The sequence below is a fragment of the Mesorhizobium sp. M00.F.Ca.ET.216.01.1.1 genome (assembly GCF_004010325.2).
Taxonomy (GTDB): Bacteria; Pseudomonadota; Alphaproteobacteria; order Rhizobiales; family Rhizobiaceae; genus Mesorhizobium.
In genome coordinates, this window is sequence record NZ_SADR02000008.1 from 99,684 (window position 1) to 118,574 (window position 18,891).

At 62.6% G+C, this 18,891-nt stretch carries 21 protein-coding genes; 10 read left to right on the plus strand and 11 right to left on the minus strand.

The features are described from left to right. Positions 1-80 precede the first annotated feature (80 nt). Complete coding sequence (locus EN859_RS12770) at positions 81-1,436, plus strand: formimidoylglutamate deiminase (RefSeq protein WP_127854454.1); 1,356 nt, start codon at positions 81-83, stop codon at positions 1,434-1,436. A 33-nt stretch (positions 1,437-1,469) separates the two neighbouring features. Further along, positions 1,470-2,216, plus strand: coding sequence for a histidine utilization repressor (gene hutC, locus EN859_RS12775; protein ID WP_127854455.1), 747 nt, complete (start codon positions 1,470-1,472; stop codon positions 2,214-2,216). A 15-nt stretch (positions 2,217-2,231) separates the two neighbouring features. Here the strand turns inward: hutC and EN859_RS12780 are convergent, their stop codons facing one another. Then, positions 2,232-2,576 (minus strand): RidA family protein, encoded by a 345-nt coding sequence (locus EN859_RS12780; RefSeq protein ID WP_127854456.1) that lies wholly within the window; start codon positions 2,574-2,576, stop codon positions 2,232-2,234. A 223-nt stretch (positions 2,577-2,799) separates the two neighbouring features. Between EN859_RS12780 and aztA the strand changes: the two genes are divergently transcribed. From aztA to EN859_RS12800, 4 genes are all read left to right on the plus strand, one after another. After that, positions 2,800-3,621: a zinc ABC transporter ATP-binding protein AztA gene (gene aztA, locus EN859_RS12785; RefSeq protein WP_127854457.1), complete on the plus strand. Its 822-nt coding sequence runs from the start codon at positions 2,800-2,802 to the stop codon at positions 3,619-3,621. After that, positions 3,621-4,496: a zinc ABC transporter permease AztB gene (aztB, locus tag EN859_RS12790; RefSeq protein WP_127854542.1), complete on the plus strand. Its 876-nt coding sequence runs from the start codon at positions 3,621-3,623 to the stop codon at positions 4,494-4,496. Before aztA ends, aztB begins: the two co-directional genes overlap by 1 nt. Positions 4,497-4,518: 22 nt before the next feature. Further along, a complete protein-coding gene (aztC, locus tag EN859_RS12795) occupies positions 4,519-5,460 on the plus strand; it encodes a zinc ABC transporter substrate-binding protein AztC (RefSeq protein ID WP_127854458.1) in 942 nt (313 codons plus the stop codon). Between the two features lie 153 nt (positions 5,461-5,613). Beyond that, complete coding sequence (locus EN859_RS12800; RefSeq protein ID WP_127854459.1) at positions 5,614-5,952, plus strand: TIGR01244 family sulfur transferase; 339 nt, start codon at positions 5,614-5,616, stop codon at positions 5,950-5,952. Here the strand turns inward: EN859_RS12800 and EN859_RS12805 are convergent. Next, complete coding sequence (locus EN859_RS12805) at positions 5,949-6,416, minus strand: Lrp/AsnC family transcriptional regulator (RefSeq protein ID WP_127854460.1); 468 nt, start codon at positions 6,414-6,416, stop codon at positions 5,949-5,951. The two genes, EN859_RS12800 and EN859_RS12805, sit on opposite strands and share 4 nt — an antisense overlap. Positions 6,417-6,555: 139 nt before the next feature. Here EN859_RS12805 and hppD point away from each other — a divergent pair, with 139 nt between their 5' ends. Then, entirely contained in the window at positions 6,556-7,668 is a 1,113-nt protein-coding gene (hppD, locus tag EN859_RS12810; RefSeq protein WP_127854461.1) for a 4-hydroxyphenylpyruvate dioxygenase, read from the plus strand. Positions 7,669-7,763: 95 nt separating this feature from the next. Next, on the plus strand, positions 7,764-7,988 hold the full coding sequence (locus EN859_RS12815; RefSeq protein ID WP_127854462.1) for a type II toxin-antitoxin system prevent-host-death family antitoxin: 225 nt from the start codon (positions 7,764-7,766) through the stop codon (positions 7,986-7,988). Between the two features lie 22 nt (positions 7,989-8,010). Here EN859_RS12815 and EN859_RS12820 read toward each other — a convergent pair whose 3' ends face one another. From EN859_RS12820 to hmgA, 4 genes are read right to left on the minus strand one after another with little or no spacing between them, the layout of a single operon-like run. Then, positions 8,011-8,571, minus strand: coding sequence for a DinB family protein (locus EN859_RS12820; RefSeq protein WP_127854463.1), 561 nt, complete (start codon positions 8,569-8,571; stop codon positions 8,011-8,013). A 28-nt stretch (positions 8,572-8,599) separates the two neighbouring features. Beyond that, a complete protein-coding gene (locus EN859_RS12825; protein ID WP_127854464.1) occupies positions 8,600-9,613 on the minus strand; it encodes a fumarylacetoacetate hydrolase family protein in 1,014 nt (337 codons plus the stop codon). Beyond that, a complete protein-coding gene (locus EN859_RS12830; RefSeq protein WP_127854465.1) occupies positions 9,610-10,497 on the minus strand; it encodes an MBL fold metallo-hydrolase in 888 nt (295 codons plus the stop codon). Before EN859_RS12830 ends, EN859_RS12825 begins: the two co-directional genes overlap by 4 nt. Positions 10,498-10,507: 10 nt before the next feature. Next, the gene (gene hmgA / locus EN859_RS12835; protein ID WP_127854466.1) at positions 10,508-11,821 is read right to left on the minus strand and encodes a homogentisate 1,2-dioxygenase; all 1,314 of its coding nucleotides are present in this window, start codon (positions 11,819-11,821) and stop codon (positions 10,508-10,510) included. A gap of 141 nt (positions 11,822-11,962) precedes the next feature. On the opposite strand from hmgA, the gene EN859_RS12840 reads away from it, so the two are divergent. Beyond that, positions 11,963-12,433 (plus strand): MarR family transcriptional regulator, encoded by a 471-nt coding sequence (locus tag EN859_RS12840; protein ID WP_127854467.1) that lies wholly within the window; start codon positions 11,963-11,965, stop codon positions 12,431-12,433. A gap of 363 nt (positions 12,434-12,796) precedes the next feature. Here the strand turns inward: EN859_RS12840 and tdh are convergent, their stop codons facing one another. Both tdh and EN859_RS12855 read right to left on the minus strand, forming a co-directional pair. Next, positions 12,797-13,831 (minus strand): L-threonine 3-dehydrogenase, encoded by a 1,035-nt coding sequence (tdh, locus tag EN859_RS12845; RefSeq protein ID WP_127854543.1) that lies wholly within the window; start codon positions 13,829-13,831, stop codon positions 12,797-12,799. A 218-nt stretch (positions 13,832-14,049) separates the two neighbouring features. Further along, positions 14,050-15,237, minus strand: coding sequence for a glycine C-acetyltransferase (locus EN859_RS12855; RefSeq protein ID WP_127854468.1), 1,188 nt, complete (start codon positions 15,235-15,237; stop codon positions 14,050-14,052). Positions 15,238-15,559: 322 nt separating this feature from the next. Here EN859_RS12855 and EN859_RS12860 point away from each other — a divergent pair, with 322 nt between their 5' ends. Further along, positions 15,560-17,632 carry an EAL domain-containing protein gene (locus EN859_RS12860; RefSeq protein ID WP_127854469.1) on the plus strand — a complete coding sequence of 691 codons (2,073 nt, stop codon included), beginning with the start codon at positions 15,560-15,562 and terminating at the stop codon, positions 17,630-17,632. Between the two features lie 26 nt (positions 17,633-17,658). Here EN859_RS12860 and EN859_RS12865 read toward each other — a convergent pair whose 3' ends face one another. The 3 genes from EN859_RS12865 to EN859_RS12875 form a co-directional block, all read right to left on the minus strand. Next, the gene (locus EN859_RS12865; RefSeq protein ID WP_127854470.1) at positions 17,659-18,096 is read right to left on the minus strand and encodes a PIN domain-containing protein; all 438 of its coding nucleotides are present in this window, start codon (positions 18,094-18,096) and stop codon (positions 17,659-17,661) included. Positions 18,097-18,114: 18 nt separating this feature from the next. Further along, on the minus strand, positions 18,115-18,357 hold the full coding sequence (locus tag EN859_RS12870; protein WP_127854471.1) for a type II toxin-antitoxin system Phd/YefM family antitoxin: 243 nt from the start codon (positions 18,355-18,357) through the stop codon (positions 18,115-18,117). 67 nt (positions 18,358-18,424) lie between these two features. Next, positions 18,425-18,853 carry a MarR family transcriptional regulator gene (locus EN859_RS12875; protein ID WP_127854472.1) on the minus strand — a complete coding sequence of 143 codons (429 nt, stop codon included), beginning with the start codon at positions 18,851-18,853 and terminating at the stop codon, positions 18,425-18,427. Positions 18,854-18,891 lie beyond the last annotated feature (38 nt).

Below are 18,891 nucleotides of genomic sequence, written 5' to 3' on the forward strand. Positions count from 1 at the left end.
TCGCCGACGATTATGTATATACATATAGAAAGGCCATGCAAGTGCTATCATCATATGGCAACCTGGATTCGGAGAAAGATGTGACGGCGATCTTTGCGGAACAGGCGCTTCTGCCCGACAGCTGGCATGCCAATACGCGTATCGTCATCGCCGGCGGCCGCATCGCGACGGTCGAGCCGGACTCATCACCGCAAACCGGAGACGAGCGCCACGCCATCCTCGTGCCCGGCATGCCGAACCTGCACAGCCACGCCTTCCAGCGCGGCATGGCCGGCCTTGCCGAATTGCGCGGCCCTTCGGCAGACAGTTTCTGGAGCTGGCGCGAGGTGATGTACCGCTTCGCCCTGTCGATGACGCCGGACCAGGTCGAGGCGGTTGCCGCCCAGCTCTATGTCGAGATGCTGGAGGCCGGATTCTCGCGCGTCGGCGAGTTTCATTATCTCCACCACGACCGCGACGGCCAGCCCTATGCCAATGTCGCAGAGATGGCGGAGCGCATCGCTGCGGCCGCCGCCGATACCGGCATCGGCCTGACGCTGCTGCCGGTGTTCTATGCGCATTCCGCTTTTGGCGGCGCTGCCCCGAATGAGGGCCAGCGGCGATTCATCAACGATGTGAATCGGTTCGCGCGGCTTGTTGAGAAATGCCGCGAATCCGTTCGGGCTCTGAATCAAGGCGTCGTCGGCGTCGCCCCGCACAGCCTGCGCGCGGTGACGCCGCACGAACTGGAGCACATCGCCACGATGGCGCCGGACGGACCGATCCACATCCACGTTGCCGAGCAGGTCAAGGAGGTCGAGGACTGCCTTGCCTGGTCCGGGGCGCGGCCGGTCGAATGGGTGCTTGCCAACGCCACAGTCGACCGGCGCTGGTGCCTGATCCACGCCACTCACATGACCGAGACCGAGACCATTGCCATGGCGAAAAGCGGCGCCGTCGCCGGCCTCTGCCCGATTACCGAGGCCAATCTCGGCGACGGCACCTTTGCCGCACCTTTGTTCCTGCATCATGGCGGCCGCTTCGGCGTCGGCTCGGACTCCAACGTACTGATCGGGCTGCCCGACGAATTGCGGCAGCTCGAATATTCGCAGCGCCTCGCCCACCGCGCCCGCAATGTGCTGGCGGTGGCCGACGGCTCGACCGGCCGTGCACTGTTCGATGCCGCACTCGACGGCGGCAGTGCCGCCCTTGCCGCCGGCCCGCCGCGGATTGCCGCTGGCGGCTCAGCCGATTTCGTCTCGCTCGGCGGCAATCATCCTTCGCTTGCCGCCAAGACGGGCGATGCGGTGCTTGACGCCTGGATCTTCGCCAACGGCACCAAGGTCGATTGCGTTTGGGTGCACGGCAAAAAATTGGTCAGCGACGGCGGGCATGTGAGGCGCGACGCCATTGCCGGGCGCTTTCGCAAGGTGATGACAGAACTTTCGGCCGGCTGAGCCGGACGCAATTCAACACAGGCGAACCGCCGCATGAGCACGATCGGAACAGTGGATGCGGACGGCGGCGAAGGTGTCTCGCTGCACCAGCGCATCCTCTCCGACATCAGCGAGCGAATCCTGTCCGGCGCCTGGGCGCCGGGCCACCGCATCCCGTTCGAGCACGAACTGACGGCGCAATACAAGTGTTCGCGCATGACGGTGAACAAGGCGCTGTCGCAACTTGCCAAGGCCGGGCTGATAGAGCGCCGGCGCCGGTCCGGCAGCTTTGTTCGCCGGCCGCAATCGCAGGCCGCGGTTCTGGAAATCCACGACATCAGGATCGAGGTCGAGGCGCTCGGCCTGCCCTATCGCTACGAGCGCGTGGCGCGGCAGAAGCGGCGCAGCAGCGCCGAGGATCGCGCCTTGCTGGAACTCGGCCCTGCCGGACCTGTGCTGGCGCTGGAATGCCGGCATTTCGCCGGCATTCGGCCGTTCGCCCATGAGCAGCGGCTGATCAATCTGACCGCCGTGGCCGAGGCCGCCGACGAGGCTTTTCTCGGCACCGCGCCCGGCCCATGGCTGATCGGCCGCGTGCCATGGAGTGCTGCCGAGCATCGCATCCGGGCCGTCGCCGCGGAGAAGCACATTGCGGCAGCACTCGATATCGAAGCCGGCGCACCATGCCTGGTGGTCGAGCGCCGGACGTGGAGCGCCGAGCACCCCGTCACCCATGTCCGTTTCACCTATGCCGCAGAGAGCCACACACTGGTGGCGCGCTTCACGCCCTCGCGGACTTAGGATTTAGATAGCGATTCAGATTGCCGCGGTGATGATGATCTCGACCAGATATTCGGGGCCGGCGAGCTTGGCCTCGCCGGTGGCGCGGGCCGGGGTGTGGCCTTGCGGCACCCACTTGTCCCATTCAGCGTTCATCTCGGCAAAGGTGCTCATATCGGCCAGCCAGATGATCGCCTGCAGGATCTTTGTCTTGTCGGTGCCGGCCTTGGCCAGCAATTCGTCGATGGCAGCCAGGATCTGCTTGGTCTGGGCGCCGACGTTTCCGCCCGGCTCGCCGACCTGACCGGCCAGATAAACTGTGTTGCCATGGATGACGATCTGGCTCATACGCGGGCCAACATCGATGCGACGAATGCTCATTGGGCTTTTCCTTCCTTTGCCGGTTGCGCCTGTTTAGAGTTGCGGTCGGTTTCGGGCAAGGCCGCCCGAGCAAATCCTCTTGAGCCAGCAGGCGCGAGCCAAAAAGCCACACGGCCAATCGCCCCAGTCGCCGCAATTCCGCCCGATTGGCTTGTTGACTAATGTAATAACATCACATATCCAATCGGCCGCAGTTCGCAGCCCGAATCCAACGGATCGTCACATGACAAAAACCTGCCTGACCTTCCGCGACCTGACGCTTGGCTATAACAGTCACCCGGCGATCCATCATCTCGACGGCACGATCCGCAAGGGATCGCTGACCGCCGTCGTCGGTGCCAATGGCTCGGGAAAGTCGACGTTGATGAAGGGCATCGTCGGCGTGTTGAAGCCGATGGCCGGCGCAGTGATCCGCATGCCCGGCGTACGTGCCGCCTATCTGCCGCAGCAATCGGAGCTGGACCGCTCATTCCCCGCCCGGGTCGTCGATCTGGTTTCGCTCGGCCTGTGGCCGCGGCGCGGACTGCTTGGCCGTTATACCAGGGAAGATCGAGATTCGGTCAGCCAGGCGCTGATGGCCGTCGGCCTCGGCGGCTTCGAGAAGCGCCCGATCGACACGCTGTCGGGTGGTCAATTGCAGCGCACGCTGTTTGCCCGTGTGCTGTTGCAGGATGCCGACCTCATCCTGCTCGACGAGCCGTTCAACGCCGTCGACAGCAAGACCGTCGGCGACCTGATCGCGCTGATCAAGCGCTGGCATGGCGAGGAGCGCACCATCATGGTCGTCGTCCATGACCTCGACCTGGTGCGCCAGAATTTCCCCGAGACGCTGCTGCTCGCCCGCCAGCCGATCGCTTGGGGCGAGACGAAGGAGACGCTGCGGCCGGAAAACCTTCTGCGCGCGCGCCGCTTCCACGAAGCCTGGGAGGAGAACGCGCCCTGGTGTGAGCCCGATGATCACGAGCATGATCATGCGCACAGCCATGGGCATGATCACGTCCATGACCACGATCGTCATCAGGGTTCCGGCCCGAGGGCTGCATGATGGACATGCTCTACGGCCTTTTCATCGCGCCCTTCGCCGATTTCGCCTTCATGCAGCGGGCGCTCGTCGGGTCGCTGATGCTGTCGCTCGGCGCCTGCCCGGTCGGCGTGTTCCTGATGCTCAGGCGCATGAGCCTTTCCGGCGACGCCATGGCGCACGCCATCCTGCCGGGTGCCGCCGCCGGCTTCCTGTTCTATGGGCTGGAAATCCTGCCGATGACAGTCGGCGGCTTGATCGCCGGCATCATCGTCGCGCTCGGCGCCGGCGCCGTCTCGCGCTTCACCATCCAGCGCGAGGATGCCTCGATGGCTGCCTTCTATCTGATCTCGCTGGCCATCGGCGTGCTGATGGTGTCGATCCGCGGCTCCAGCGTCGATCTCATGCATGTGCTGTTCGGCACGGTGCTGGCGCTCAACAATGAAGCGCTAACGCTGATCGGCGGCATCGTCCTGGTGACGCTGGTCAGCCTCGCCATCTTCTGGCGGGCTCTGGTCGCCGAATGCCTCGACCCGCTGTTCCTGCGTTCGGTCAGCCGGATGGGCAGTCCGGTGCATTTCATCTTTCTTGGCCTCGTCGTGCTCAACCTCGTCAGCGGCTTCCAGGCGCTCGGCACCTTGCTGTCGGTCGGGCTGATGATGCTGCCGGCCGCGGCTGCCCGCTTCTGGACCGCGCGCGTCGAGCCGATGTGCGTGCTGGCGGTGCTGATCGGCTTCGCGTCCTGCGCTGCCGGGCTGCTTCTGTCCTATCACGCATCACTGCCTTCCGGCCCGGCCATCATCCTGTCTGCGGGCGGAGTCTATTTCGCCTCGATCCTGTTCGGCACGCGCGGCATCCTGCGCGCCCGCATCGTCCATCACCGCCACAGAACAGCCTAATCCCAACCAAGGAGACTTGCCCATGCTGAAATCGATCCGCGCCGCTTTGGCGATGAGCGTTATAACATTAAGCGCCTTTGGCGCTTCGTCGGCCTTCGCAGCGCCCCTGAAAGTGGTTGCCAGCTTCACCATCATCGCCGATTTCGCCAAGAATGTCGGCGGCGACCGGGTCAATGTGACCACCATCGTCGGGCCGGATGGCGACACCCATGTCTACGAGCCGAGCCCGGCCGACGCGGTGGCCATGGCCGGGGCTGACGTGGTGCTGGTCAATGGCCTGCACTTCGAGGGCTTCCTTCAGCGCCTGATCGACGCCAGCGCCACCAAGGCGACGATTTCCGTCCTCACCAAGGGCGTGACGCCGATCAGCTTCAAACCCGAATTCGCCGAGGCTGACGCCGCCGAAGGCGCGGATACAGGTGGTGGAAAGACGGCGACCGACCCGCACGCCTTTCAGTCGATCGCCAACGCCAAGATCTATGTGAAGAACGTTGCCGACGCTTTTTGCGCCACCGATAAGGAGGGCTGCGACAGCTACAAGGCCAATGCAGCCTCCTACACTCAGAAGCTCGATGCGCTTGAGAGCGACGTGCAGACGGCAATCCAGTCGATCCCGGAAAACAAGCGCGTCGTCATCACCTCGCACGACGCCTTCGGCTATTTCGAGCAGGCCTACGGCCTCACCTTCCTGGCGCCCGAAGGCGTGTCGACCGAGTCGGAGCCGTCGGCGGCCGACGTCGCCAAGCTGGTCAGCCAGGTGAAGCAGGACAAGGCGGCGGCGATTTTCATCGAGAACATCACCAACCCGCGGCTGATCGAGCAGATCGCCAGCGAAACCGGCATCAAGGTGGGCGGCACGCTTTATTCGGATGCGCTGTCGCAGCCGGACGGCCCGGCCGCGACCTACATCGACATGATGCACAACAACATCGCCCAGATCAAAGGTGCGATCCTCGGCAGCTGACCAGTCGACGCCGTCCATCCGGCCGGGCGCGAAGCCCGGCTGGATTTTTCGCCGGAAATGTCTATCTGCGCAGTGGGATTTCTTTCGGCGCGGATTGCCGGCCACGTCTGGGAGTGGCAAGACTCCGGCCAACCAGATTGCGAGGACACCGCCATGGAATACCGTCAGATCAGCGAGGACTATTCAGTCTCGGGCCAGATCCAGCCCGACGATGTCGCCGCCATCAAGGGCGCCGGTTTCAAGAGCCTCATCTGCAACCGGCCGGACGACGAACAGCCCGGCCAGCCTTCGGCGGACGCGGTCAAAGCGGCGGCTGAAGCCGCCGGGCTCGCCTTCCGCTACATCCCTGTCATCAGCGGCCAGATCACGGCCGAGAATGTCGAGGACCAGGCCGAGGCGCTGGACGAACTCGAAGGACCGGTCTTCGCCTATTGCCGTTCCGGCGCGCGCTGCACCAACCTCTATGGGCTGATCCAGCAGTCGAAGGGTTAGATCGGCAGCGCGCCGGTCTCCTTCAGCGTTTCGAGCACGATTGCCGTCTTCACATGCTGCACGGATTCGTGCGGCAGAAGCACGCCGTTGACGAATTCCGACAGCGATTTCAGGTCGGGCGTCACCACTTTCAAAATGTAGTCCATCTCGCCGGTCAGCGCGTGCGCCTCCTGCACTTCGGGCAGCCGCGCCACCAATTCGCCGAAGCGCTGCGCGTTGTCGCGGTTGTGGGTGGCGAGCGTCACCGAGATGACGTTGACCAGCGAAAAGCCGAGCCTGTCGCGGTCGAGCACCGCCCGGTAGCCCTTGATATAGCCGTCTTCCTCGAGCCTCTGCCGGCGGCGCGAACATTGCGACGCCGAGAGGTTCACCCGTTCCGACAGATCGTTGTTGGTCAGCCGCCCGTCGCCCTGTAGCAGCGCCAGTATCTTGCGGTCAAACTGGTCAATGCGCGCATCATCCATGGATTATCCTCTATATGTGCACAATCCGCGCATGATCTGATCATTTAAAGCGTTTGAATGCAAGCACCATGCGCCCGGCCGGCGCTATAATGCCGCTCAAATGGCCTTCTTCGGCCAATCAGCTTTGGAGGACAATGCCATGGGCCCCTTCCCGCACGACGCACCTCCCGCCAAGATCAGCAAGGCCAACCCGGCCGGCACCGACGGCTTCGAATTCGTCGAGTTCGCACATCCCGAGCCGGAAAAGCTCGCCGAGCTTTTCACCCGCATGGGCTACGCGGCGGTAGCCAAGCACCGCACCAGGAACATCACGGTCTGGCGGCAGGGCGACATCAACTATGTCGTCAATGCCGAGCCCGGCTCGCATGCGATGAAATTCGCCGACAAGCACGGCCCCTGCGCGTCCTCGATGGCGTGGCGGGTCGTCGACGCCAAACATGCCTTCGACCATGCAGCCGCCAAGGGTGCGACGCCCTATGAAGGCAGCGACAAGACGCTCGACGCGCCGGCGATTGTCGGCATTGGCGGCTCGCTGCTCTACTTCATTGATATCTACGGAGAGAAGGGCTCGGCCTACGGCGCCGAGTTCGACTGGCTGGGCGCACAAGACCCGAAACCGGAAGGCGTCGGCTTCTATTATCTCGACCACCTCACTCATAATGTCTATCGCGGCAACATGGACAAATGGTGGGATTTCTACCGCGACCTGTTCGGCTTCAAGCAGATCCACTTCTTCGACATCGACGGCAAGATCACCGGGCTGGTCAGCCGCGCCATCACCTCGCCCTGCGGCAAGATCCGCATCCCTCTCAACGAGTCCAAGGACGAGACCAGCCAGATCGCCGAATATCTGAAGAAGTACAAGGGAGAAGGTATCCAGCACATCGCTGTAGGCACGGATGACATCTATGGCGCCACCGACAGGCTGGCTGTCAACGGACTGAAGTTCATGCCGGGCCCGCCGGACACCTATTACGAGATGTCCTATGCCCGCGTGAACGGCCATAACGAGCCGGTCGACCGGATGAAGAAGCACGGCATTCTGATCGACGGCGAAGGCGTGGTCGACGGCGGCACGACCAAGATCCTGCTGCAGATCTTCTCGAAAACCGTGATCGGCCCGATCTTCTTCGAGTTCATCCAGAGGAAGGGTGACGAAGGTTTTGGCGAGGGCAATTTCCGCGCCCTGTTCGAATCGATCGAGCAGGACCAGATCAGGCGCGGCGTGCTGAAGGTGCAGGCGGCGGAATAGGCTGGACATTTGAGCGGCTCAGAGGCCGAGCCGCTCAGGCTTCTTGCGGATCGATCAATTATTGCCCAAAGTTCCGGGAATAAAGGACCGGTCCCATGAATATCCCTATCGCCGAGGCCAAGGCCAAAGTGTCGGAACTTGTCAGCCGCGCGGCAGCCGGCGAAGAGATCGCGCTTACCCGCCATGGCAAGGTCGCGGCCCGCCTCGTGCCGCCGGCAACCACCGAACGCCTGCCTCGCATCGGCGCCTTGAAGAGCAAGATCCGCATCGCTGACGACTTTGACGAACTCGGTCCTGAATGGAGCGAGTGTGCCAAATGATGGCCGGGTTACCTCTCAGCCGTTACGATGTCGCGCTGGCCTGATTGATCAGTTTCAGCCGCTCGACCTCTTCTCTCCTCAACTTCAGATCGTAGTCGAGGAAGAACTCGTCGAGCTGCGGCGGCTTCACCGACGTACCGGAAAGCATCGCGTGCACCTGCCCGCGATGATGGATATCGTGAATGAACAGGTGGGCGAGCAAATCACCGATGCGCTCCGGTATTCTTCCATCCTCGCGGCGGTCGGTGACGACGCGGCGGTCGAGATCGTTCGCCGAAAGTCGGTTGCAAAAGGCGATCAGTCGCCGGTCGGACGCGACCTGCGCGGCAAACAGCGGTTGGGGTTCATCGAACGGCATGAAGTCGTCATAGGCCGCGGCACCAACGCCGCCCTCTTCGAGAAAATCGAGATAGAGATGATCGACCGCCAGGATGTGGTTGAGCGTCGCCTTGATCGACGGAAAGAAGCTGGTTCGTTCGGCCTCGAATTCGCCCGGCTCAAGCTGCAGTACGGCGCGATGAAGCCGGTCGTTCGACCAGAGATTGTTGCCGGCCATGCGGCTGAAGTGATCCAGTAGATTCATCGTTTCGGACTCCTCCCCTGGCGCATCCTTATCTGACGTATTTCTCGACTTTCTGCTCGATGGCACCGAAGATCGAATGTCCGGTCTTGTCCTTCATCTCGATGCGCACGGTGTCGCCAAAGCGCAGGAACGGTGTTTTTGGTTCACCGGCCTCGATGGTCTCGATCATGCGCAGTTCGGCGATGCAGGAATAGCCGGAGCCGCCCGCCGAAACCGGCCTGCCCGGCCCGCCGTCGAGCTTGTTGGAGACGGTGCCCGAACCGATGATGGTGCCGGCGGCCAGCGGTCGTGTCTTCGCGGCATGGACGATCAGCGCCGGAAAATCGAAGGTCATGTCGATGCCGGCATTGGCGCGGCCGAACGGCTTGCCGTTGAGGTCGACCAGCAGCAGCAGGCTGACCTTGCCGCCGTCCCAGGCGTCGCCCAGTTCGTCCGGTGTCACCGCCACCGGCGAAAAGGCCGAGGCCGGTTTCGACTGGAAGAAACCGAACCCCTTGGCGAGCTCGGATGCGGTCAGCCCGCGCAACGTCACGTCGTTGACCAGCATGACCAGCCGGATCGCCGCCCGCGCCTCATCGAGGCTTGCCGCCATCGGCACGTCGTCGACGATGACGGCGACCTCCGCCTCCATGTCGATTCCAAAGGCTTCGTCTACCATGCGGATGGGGTCGCGCGGCGCGATGAAGCTGTCCGAGCCGCCCTGGTAGATCAGCGGGTCGGTCCAGAAACTTGCCGGCATTTCGGCGCCGCGCGCCTTCCGCACCAACTCGACATGGTTCACATAGGCCGAACCGTCGGCCCACTGATAGGCACGCGGTAGCGGCGAATGGGCATCATGCTCGTGAAAGCGGGCCGAAGGCACTGCGTTGTTCTCAAGCGATTCGGCCATGGCGGCGAGATGCGGCGCTATCCGCCGCCAGTCGTCGAGTGCTGCCTGCAACGTCCTCACCAGGAACGAGGCGTCGGTGAAGCGCGTCAGGTCACGCGAGACGACGACGAGTTTCCCGTCGCGCGTCCCGTCCTTCAATGTGGCAAGCTTCATGCGGTTTCCTCTCCTGGTGCGGCTTGGCTGCCGCTTAGCCCCACAACAAGGCCGTCGCGGGCAATCGTCAAGTCGCCGTCCCATGTTTTCTTGACAGCTGCGATCCAGTCGGCCTCGCCGATCTCCGGATCGTCGGCGGGAATGAGATGGTTGAGAACCAGTCTCCTGACCCCGGCATCGCTGGCGATGTGGCCGGCCTCCTCGGCAAGACTGTGGCTGGCGAGCAGATGTTCCCTCAGCCGCGCGCCATTGCCGGTTTTCGCGACCAGCCGCTCGATACCTTGTTCCAGCATCGCCTCGTGGACGAGGATGTCGGCGCCCTCGGCAAAATCGGCCAATGGCGGAAAGAACGCTGTATCGGACGAAAATACCACGCTGCGGCCGGCATGCTCGAAACGCAGCGCAAAGCAGTCGCTCACCGGCGGATGGTCGACGCGCAGCGCCGAAACCTTGAGGCCGGGTTCCTCAAAAATCTTGCCTTCGCCGAATTCGACGATCGAAACCAAATCGAGGATATCAGGCCGGCCTTCGTCCCCGATGCGGATCTCGATGTCGAATTCCATCGCCTCACAGAACCGCCGCCAGTAGTGGCCGGTGCCGGGCGGGCCGAATACGGTGACCGGGCTCGCCAGCCCCGCCGTCCAGGCGGTGTGGATCAGCGGTCCCAATTCCAGCACATGGTCGGAATGCAGATGCGTGATGAAGATCAGGTCGAGCGCCTTTAGGCTGACGCCGGCTTCGGCCAAGCCGCGCGTCACGCCAAGCCCGCAATCGACGACGATGGTGCGGCCGCCGAATTCCAGCAGCGACGAACTCGGCCATGGCCCGCCCGGCCGGAGCGCCGGGCCGCCCTTCGAACCCAGAAGCACCAGACGATCCTTCATTCGACGGCTCTCAAGACCAGTCGCCCTCGGGCGTGCCGTTGAAGCGCTTCTTCAGATCCGCCCAGCAATCGATGTAATTGTCCTGCCGGGTTTCGAGCTCGGCGCCGTAGCGGGTCACCATCTGCGGAAAGCGGGTTTCGAACATGAATGCCATGGTGTTGTCGAGCTTGACCGGTTTCAGCTCGGTGCGCGAGGCTTTTTCGAAGCCAGATGCGTCAGGTCCGTGGGCCAACATCAGATTGTGCAGGCTGATACCACCGGGGACGAACCCCTCTTCCTTGGCATCGTACTGGCCGTGGATCAGGCCCATGAACTCGCTCATGATGTTGCGGTGGTACCAGGGCGGGCGGAACGTGTTTTCCGCCACCAGCCAGCGCGGCGGGAAGATGACGAAGTCGATGTTGGCGGTGCCCTCCTCGCCGCTCGGCGCGGTCAGCACGGTGAAGATCGACGGATCGGGATGGTCGAACAGGATCGCACCGACCGGCGAAAAAGTTGCAAGATCATATTTGTAGGGCGAATAATTGCCGTGCCACGCCACCACGTCCAGCGGCGAATGATCGAGTTCGGTGATATGGAACTGGCCGCACCATTTCACGATCAGTCGGCACGGCGTCTCCTTATCCTCGAACCAGGCGCAAGGCGTCTTGAAATCGCGCGGATTGGCCAGGCAATTGGCGCCGATCGGACCGCGATCGGGCAGCGTCAGCTTGGCGCCGTAATTCTCGCAGACATAGCCGCGCACCGTTTCGTCGACCAGTTCGACCTTGAACACCAGCCCGCGCGGCAGCACTGCGATCTCGCCCGGCCGCAATTCGATGACGCCCATTTCGGTTACCAAGCGCAGCGCGCCGACCTGCGGCACGACCAGCAACTCGCCGTCGGCGTTGAAGAAATGGTCGTCGACCATCGAGCGATTGGCGACATAGACATGCGCCGCCATGCCGGTCTGCCCCAGCACATCGCCGGCTGTGGTGATGCTGCGCATGCCGGCGATGAAATCGGTTGGCTCACTCGGCATCGGCACCGGGCTCCAGCGGTATTGGCCGAGCGCCAGTTGATGATCGCCGACATTCGGTGCGCTCTTCCACAGTGGATAGTTCGCCGGCTTGAAGCGGCCGGTGTGCCTGACGCTCGGCCGGATACGATAAAGCCAGGAGCGCTCGTTGGTGCCGCGCGGCGCGGTGAAAGGCGAACCGGACAATTGCTCGGCATAGAGTCCGTAGGCCGGCCGCTGCGGCGAATTCCGTCCCTGCGGCAGCGAGCCAGGCAAGGTTTCGGTTTCGAAGTCGTTGCCGAACCCCGGCATGTAGGAATAGGCCATCGCTTCCTCCCGGATTCACACTGCCAGAGCGCCCTTGCGCGTCCTGCGGCACATGGGCTCTGGGATTGACCAAACTGGTTTCATTTGTAACCATCTAAAATGTAACTATCAATCCTCTGATGCCCTGCCGGATGCGGAACCATGGAACCGGAAATCCTCGAGCTGGAGAACTTCCTGCCCTACCGGCTCTATCGTCTTGCCGATGCCGTCAGCCGGGAATTCTCGGGGATATACAAGGACCGTCACGGCCTCACGCGTCCCGAATGGCGCACGCTGGCCGGGCTCGGACAGCACGGCACCATGACGGCGACGGCACTCGGCGAACAGTCGGCCATGCACAAAACCAAGGTTTCGCGCGCCGTGGCCGAGCTCGAACGGCGTCGCTGGCTAATTCGAACCGCGGATGAGAAAGACCGACGCATCGAGCATCTGACTCTGACCGCAGCAGGCCATGCCGCCTATCGCGAGATGGTGCCGCTGGCCAAAGCTTTCGAACGGGAATTGCTGGCAAGGCTGAGTGCCGATGAGCACGCAGCGGTCACCAGCGGACTGGCTGCGCTGGAGACCAGCCTGCCTCAAGCAAGGCTTAGGGTCAAAAGCCAAACACTCTGAACGACGGAGCTCGAGCGAGACTGCGTGAAAACTTCCCGCCACTCAACCGAACAGAGCATACTATGTTCATTCGCATCCTTGACGCTGAAACCGGGAGACCTGTTTCGGAGAGTTTTACCGATCTTCGCATGGGTGCGAACTACGCGTGGCCCCGCTCCGTGAAATGGCTGATGACAAACAGAATTCTGCGGCAGGGCGGACAGCCACTGCCAAAGCCCGCTGCGATAGCGCTGCCAGCGCAGTCGCACACATTCAGAGCCAGCTTTCACCAGGCGACACACTTTGTGCCTGTATCCGAGCGGATCGGGCAGTCTCATCCCTCTGTACGGCGTCGGTGGAAGTTTTGAGCCCAGGGGCCGGCATCTACCAGTCCATCACCACCTTGCCCGAATTGCCGCTCTTCATCACCTCGAAGCCGGAAATATAGTCGTCGATGCCGATGCGGTGCGTGATCAGGCCTCTGACATCGAGCGGGCCCTGCACCAGTGCGATCATCTTGTACCAGGTCTCAAACATCTCGCGGCCATAGATGCCCTTGAGATGCAGCATCTTGAAGATGACCTTGTTCCAGTCGATCTCGAAGCCGGTCGGGGCGATACCCAAAATGGCGATCTTGCCGCCATTGTTCATGGTATCGATCATGTCGCGGAAGGCGGGCGCTGCGCCCGACATTTCGAGACCGACATCGAAACCTTCGGTCATGCCGAGCGCCGGCATGATATCGCGCAGCTTTTCCTTCGACGCGTCGACCACATGCTGGACGCCGAGCTTTTTCGCCAGTGCCAGCCGCACCGGGTTGATGTCGGTGATGACCACCTTTCGCGCGCCGACGCACTGTGCCACCAGCGCGCCCATGATGCCGATCGGCCCGGCGCCGGTGACCAGCACGTCCTCACCGACAAGATCGAAGGACAGTGCCGTATGCACCGCATTGCCGAGTGGATCGAAGATTGCGGCGACCTCGTCCGGCACGTCGTCGGGGATCGGCACGACATTGTGCTGCGGAATCGCCAGATACTCACCGAAGGCACCCGGCCGATTGACGCCGACGCCGAGCGTATTGCGGCAGAGATGCCCCCTGCCCGCCCGGCAGTTGCGGCAGTGGCCGCAGACGATATGGCCTTCACCGGACACCCGCTGGCCGACCTTGTATTCGGTCACCGCGGCACCGAAATCGGCGACCGTGCCGACGAATTCGTGGCCGGTCACCATCGGCACCGGCACGGTCTTTTGCGCCCACTGGTCCCAATTGTAAATGTGGACGTCGGTGCCGCAGATCGCCGTCTTTTTGATCTTGATCAGCACGTCGTTGGGGCCGATTTCCGGCACCGGCACCTCTTCCATCCAGATGCCCGGCTCGGCCTTGGCCTTGACCAGCGCCTTCATCATGTTCGACATCAGGGTCTCCCGACACTTTGAGAGATTGAGTTCCTTCGCGCCCCCCTCTGTCCTGCCGGACATCTCCCCCACGAGGAGCGAGATTGGCTGTCCCGACGCCGCGCCCTTTTTCCCACGTGGGCGATTGGCGAAAGCGAAGATGGAAGCCGATCTCCCCCCGTGTGGGGGAGATGTCCGGCAGGACAGAGGGGGGCGCCGTAGAGCAAAAGCATCCGCGATTATCCAATCACACCCAGTTCGCGCCCAACTTCTGCGAACGCCGCCACCGCGCGGTCAATATCGGCGCCTGAGTGAGCCGCCGACATCTGTGTGCGGATACGCGCCTGGCCCTTCGGCACCACCGGAAACGCGAAGCCGATCACATAGATACCGCACTTCAGCATGCGCGCCGCCATCTCCTGCGCCAGCGTCGCGTCGCCCAGCATCACCGGGATGATCGGATGATCGGCGCCGGCCAACGTGAAGCCGAGCTTGCCCATCTGCGACCGGAACCGCGCCGCATTGGCATAGAGGCGCTGGCGCAGCGCATCGCCATTGCGGATCAATTCGAACACCCGGATCGAGGCGCCGGCGATCGCCGGCATCAGCGTGTTGGAGAAGAGATAGGGCCGCGAACGCTGGCGCAGCCAGTCGACCACCTGTTTCCTGCCCGACGTATAGCCGCCGGAAGCGCCACCCAATGCCTTGCCGAGTGTGCCGGTGATGATGTCCACCCTACCCTCGACGCCGCAATGCTCGGCCGAGCCGCGGCCGTTCCTGCCGACAAAGCCCACCGCATGGCTGTCGTCCACCATCACCATGGCGTCGTATTTGTCGGCGAGATCGCAGACGCCCTTCAGATTGGCGATGATGCCGTCCATGGAAAACACGCCATCGGTGGCGATCAGCCGGAAGCGGCAATCCCTTGCCTCCTTCAGCCGCGCTTCCAGATCGGCCATGTCGTTGTTGGCGTAGCGGAAACGCTTGGCCTTCGACAGCCGCACGCCGTCGATGATCGAGGCGTGGTTGAGCGCATCGGAGATGACCGCATCCTCCTCGCCGAGCAGCGTCTCGAATAGGCCGCCATTGGCGTCAAAGCATGAGCCGTAGAGGATGGTGTCGTCCATGCCAAGGAAAGAGGAAATCGTGGCCTCGAGCTGCTTGTGCTCTTCCTGCGTGCCGCAGATGAAGCGCACCGAGGCCATGCCATAGCCGTAGCGGTCGAGTGCCTGCTTGGCCGCCTCGCGCAGTTCTGCGCTGTCGGCGAGGCCGAGATAGTTATTGGCGCAGAAGTTCAGCACCTTGTCGCCGCCGACCTCGATCTCGGCCGATTGCGTCGAGGTGATCACCCGCTCGGATTTGTAGAGCCCCGCCGATTTCAGGCCTTGAAGCTCGCTGTCGATATGAGAGAGGAATGCCGAGGTCATGATCCGATCCTGTTTGGATTGACGAGGACTGTCGCCCCGCGCGGACGAAAAATCCATCGCAAAAGCGACCGCTTCGGTGGCGCGGCAGAGATCAGCAGCAAAGCAATACAACCGTTCGGCGACATGCATGACGGGTGCCGCTGCCGGCGGATGCTCAAATGCGGGCTCGCAGCGAAAGACCGCGATAACCATCTCGCCAGCTTTCCTTGGCTGCCGGCGTGGCCGCTCCCCCGGCTTCCAAACCTGTTAACTCTTTCAAGTCAATGGTCTTCTCGCCAGGAGTCCATGGCAGGAATCCGTTGACCGGAGGGGTCACCCAGAAATGTCGCAGCAGCCGGTGCAAAGCGTTTCGCGCAAGCTCATAATGCTGATCAAGAGCGGCTACTGGCTGGCACTGCTGATCATCGCGGCCATGGTGATAGCCTCCTTCATCCTGCTGCAGCAGATGATGGCCGCCCAACAGCACAACGATACGCTGCTCAATATCGTCAGCACGCAAAAGGCGCTGTCGCAACGCATCGTCTTCCTCGCGGGTGCAACCGGTGCTACCTCGCGCGACAAGCAGCCGGCGCTGGTTGCCGCACTCAAGCAGGCAACCGCGGAGTTCGAGACGAATTACGATCTGCTGCTCAAGCAGACGGGGGCCGATCCGATGTCGCCGGCACGGTCCGATCCGAGATCGATCGAGAGCGTGCTTTTCGCCAAGCCGTTCCACCTTGATTATTTTTCGGAAGGGCTCATTGCCAACGGCGAACGCCTGGTCTCGTCGTTCGAGTCCCGGCTCAACATGACAGCCGTTGGCGGTTACAAGGGTGGGGAGGAGCGCGTCAACCTCGACGCCTCCGTCGCCAATGCAACACTGTCGGGCTATGCAGCACTTGGCCAGCGCATCAGCGCCTTTGCCAACGAGCGGTCGGAGAAACTACTCGATCTCCACCGCACACTGTTCTACGCCACCATCGGCGTCATCGTGCTGGTGGCGCTTTTCATCTTCCGGCCGATGTCGAACGCCATCCTGCGCAAGACGCACGAACTGATCGATGCCCGCAACTCCATGGCCTTCATCGCCGTGCATGACGGGCTGACCGGCCTGCACAACCGCACCTTCCTGACCGATCATTTCGACACGCTGATCAAGGGGGCGCACCGTCGGCGCGAGCGCCTGGCGGTGATCCAGCTTGACCTCGACCGGTTCAAGCAGATCAACGACACGCTCGGCCACGCCGCCGGCGACTATGTGCTGGTCATCACCGCGCAGCGCATGCGCGATTCCTGCCGGGCCTCGGATCTGTGCGCGCGGCTCGGCGGCGACGAATTCGTGATGATCCTCAACGGCGCCGGTGGCACCGAAGACATCCATATGCTTGCCCGGCGCATCCTGGAGCAGATCAACGAGCCGATCCTCTTCCAGGGCACGACTATTCTTCCGGGCGCCAGCGCCGGCATTGCCGTCTATCCGGTCGACGCCGACAATGCGCAGGACCTGCTCGTCCACGCAGATCTGGCGCTCTACTCGGCCAAGAAGCTGGGCGGCGGCAGCTTCTCGTTCTTCTCCGAAGAGCTCAGGCGCGAACTCGACTACCGCAAGCAGCTCGAGCACGACATCCGCGTCGCCATTTCGGGAAAGGCGTTCGAGGTCTATTTCCAGCCGCAGGTTTCGCTGACCAACGGCACGATCAGCGGCATCGAGGCGCTGGTGCGCTGGAGACATGCCGAGCGCGGCATGATCTCGCCGGGCGAATTCATCCCGGTTGCCGAAAAATGCGGCTTCATGCCCGACATCGGCCGTATCGTCATCGCCAAGGCGATCAACGAAGCAGCCGAGTGGGATCGCGCCGGCATCGCCTTCGGGCGGCTTGCCGTCAACGTCTCCGGCACTGAACTGCGCGAGCCAGATTTCGACAAATTCCTGTTCGAGACGCTGGAGAAGGCCGGCCTTGCGCCACAGAAACTGTCGCTGGAAATCGTCGAATCTGTCATTCTCGACGACGAAAAGACCGGGATCGCGGCCAAACTGCGGCACATCCGCGCCGCCGGCGTGCATCTCGAGCTCGACGATTTCGGCACCGGCTATGCCTCGCTCAGCCACGTTAACCCGAACGAAATCGACCGGCTGAAGATCGACCGCCGCTTTGTCCAGAACATCAACGAGAACGGCGACAACAGCAAGATCGTGCGCGCCATCACCGAGCTTGCCCGCGGCCTTGGGATCTCGATCGTCGCCGAGGGGGCCGAGACCGAGGCCGAGCTCGATTCGCTGATGGCGATCGGCTGCGATCAGGTGCAGGGCTATTCCATCGCCTTCCCGATGCCGCAGGACAAGGCACGCGAATGGCTGATGGCGCGGAGCCCGAAGAAGGCCAGGCTGAAGGTGCTGCAGGGAAGCCTGGCCTAGAGCGAGATGGGGCCGATTTGCCGTGACTATCGCAATGTCGGCAAGTGCTTCAGCGGATTGAGCATTGGTATCCCAAGTGGCGCAAAATGACGCTCGTGGTCAGTCAGTATCGTCAAACCGTGGACCTCGGCCGTAGCGGCGATCGCTATGTCTTCGAACCCCGGCCGATGGGCTCTTGCCCGATCGAGGATGAACCCGGCGGCATGTGCGGCGCGCAAATCGAAGGGAAGAATCCTTTCTCCATAAAGATGCTCGACTGCTTGCCACCAGTCGCGCAGCAAAGCCGCCTTGGTCGTCGCGCCGTCGCGCTCGGCCTTCGCTATCCCGGCGGCAACTTCAGACGCGGTCACAACGGACAGGAACAGGTATTCGCTCGCTTTATCGAGCCATATCGCCAGCGCCGCCCGATCAACCTTCCTGGCCGGAGCGATTGCGGAGATGATGTTCGTGTCCAGCAGAAACATCAGGGCTGATCGACCGCTTTACAACGCAACCTTGCGAACAGGTTTGCGGGAACGAGGCGGAATATCGCCTTTGTCACCGGGAAATGCCGCCAGCAATTGTCCGAAACTCGGTACCCGCGACAGCCGTTGATAGTCTTCGAACGACAGGATCACGGCCTGCTTGCGGCCGTGACGTGTGATGATGGCAGGTTCTCCCGCGACCGCCTGATCGACCACCGCTGAAAGCGTGGCCTTGGCATCCTTCAATTGAATTTCGCGCATGCTGCGTCCTAACTTATGACCATTGTGGTCATATAGCATTGCGGACCCTGTAGAACAAGACGCTTGATCAGCCTTCAACATTGGCCCGCAGCGCCGCCAGCACCTCCGCGAACTCCGCCAGCCGGTCGTCGGATAATCCCTTTCGCAGCCGCTTGTCGAAGGCGAACGCGGCGGTACGCAATTTCAGGAACAGCGCCTCTCCGGCTTCGGTCAGCTCCACCTGGTGGACCCGGCGATTCTCGGGATCGCGGCGCCGCGTCAGCAGGCCTTGCGTCTCCATGGCGTTGAGATGGTGGGTCAGCGTTGCGCCCCGAATGCCGATCATGCCGGCGAGCTCGCGCTGGTTGGCGAGTTCCCGCGACTTGACCGACAGCAGAGTGACCCAGACCGGCAGCGTGCCGCCGGCCTCGACGAGGGCAGCGTCGAAGGCCTGAGCCACCAGCTTGGCGGTGCGGGCGAGATTCATCCCGATTGGCGGGCGGTCAAAGAGCGTCATGATCCGACACTAGAACAAGGCCAAGGCCTATGGAACTG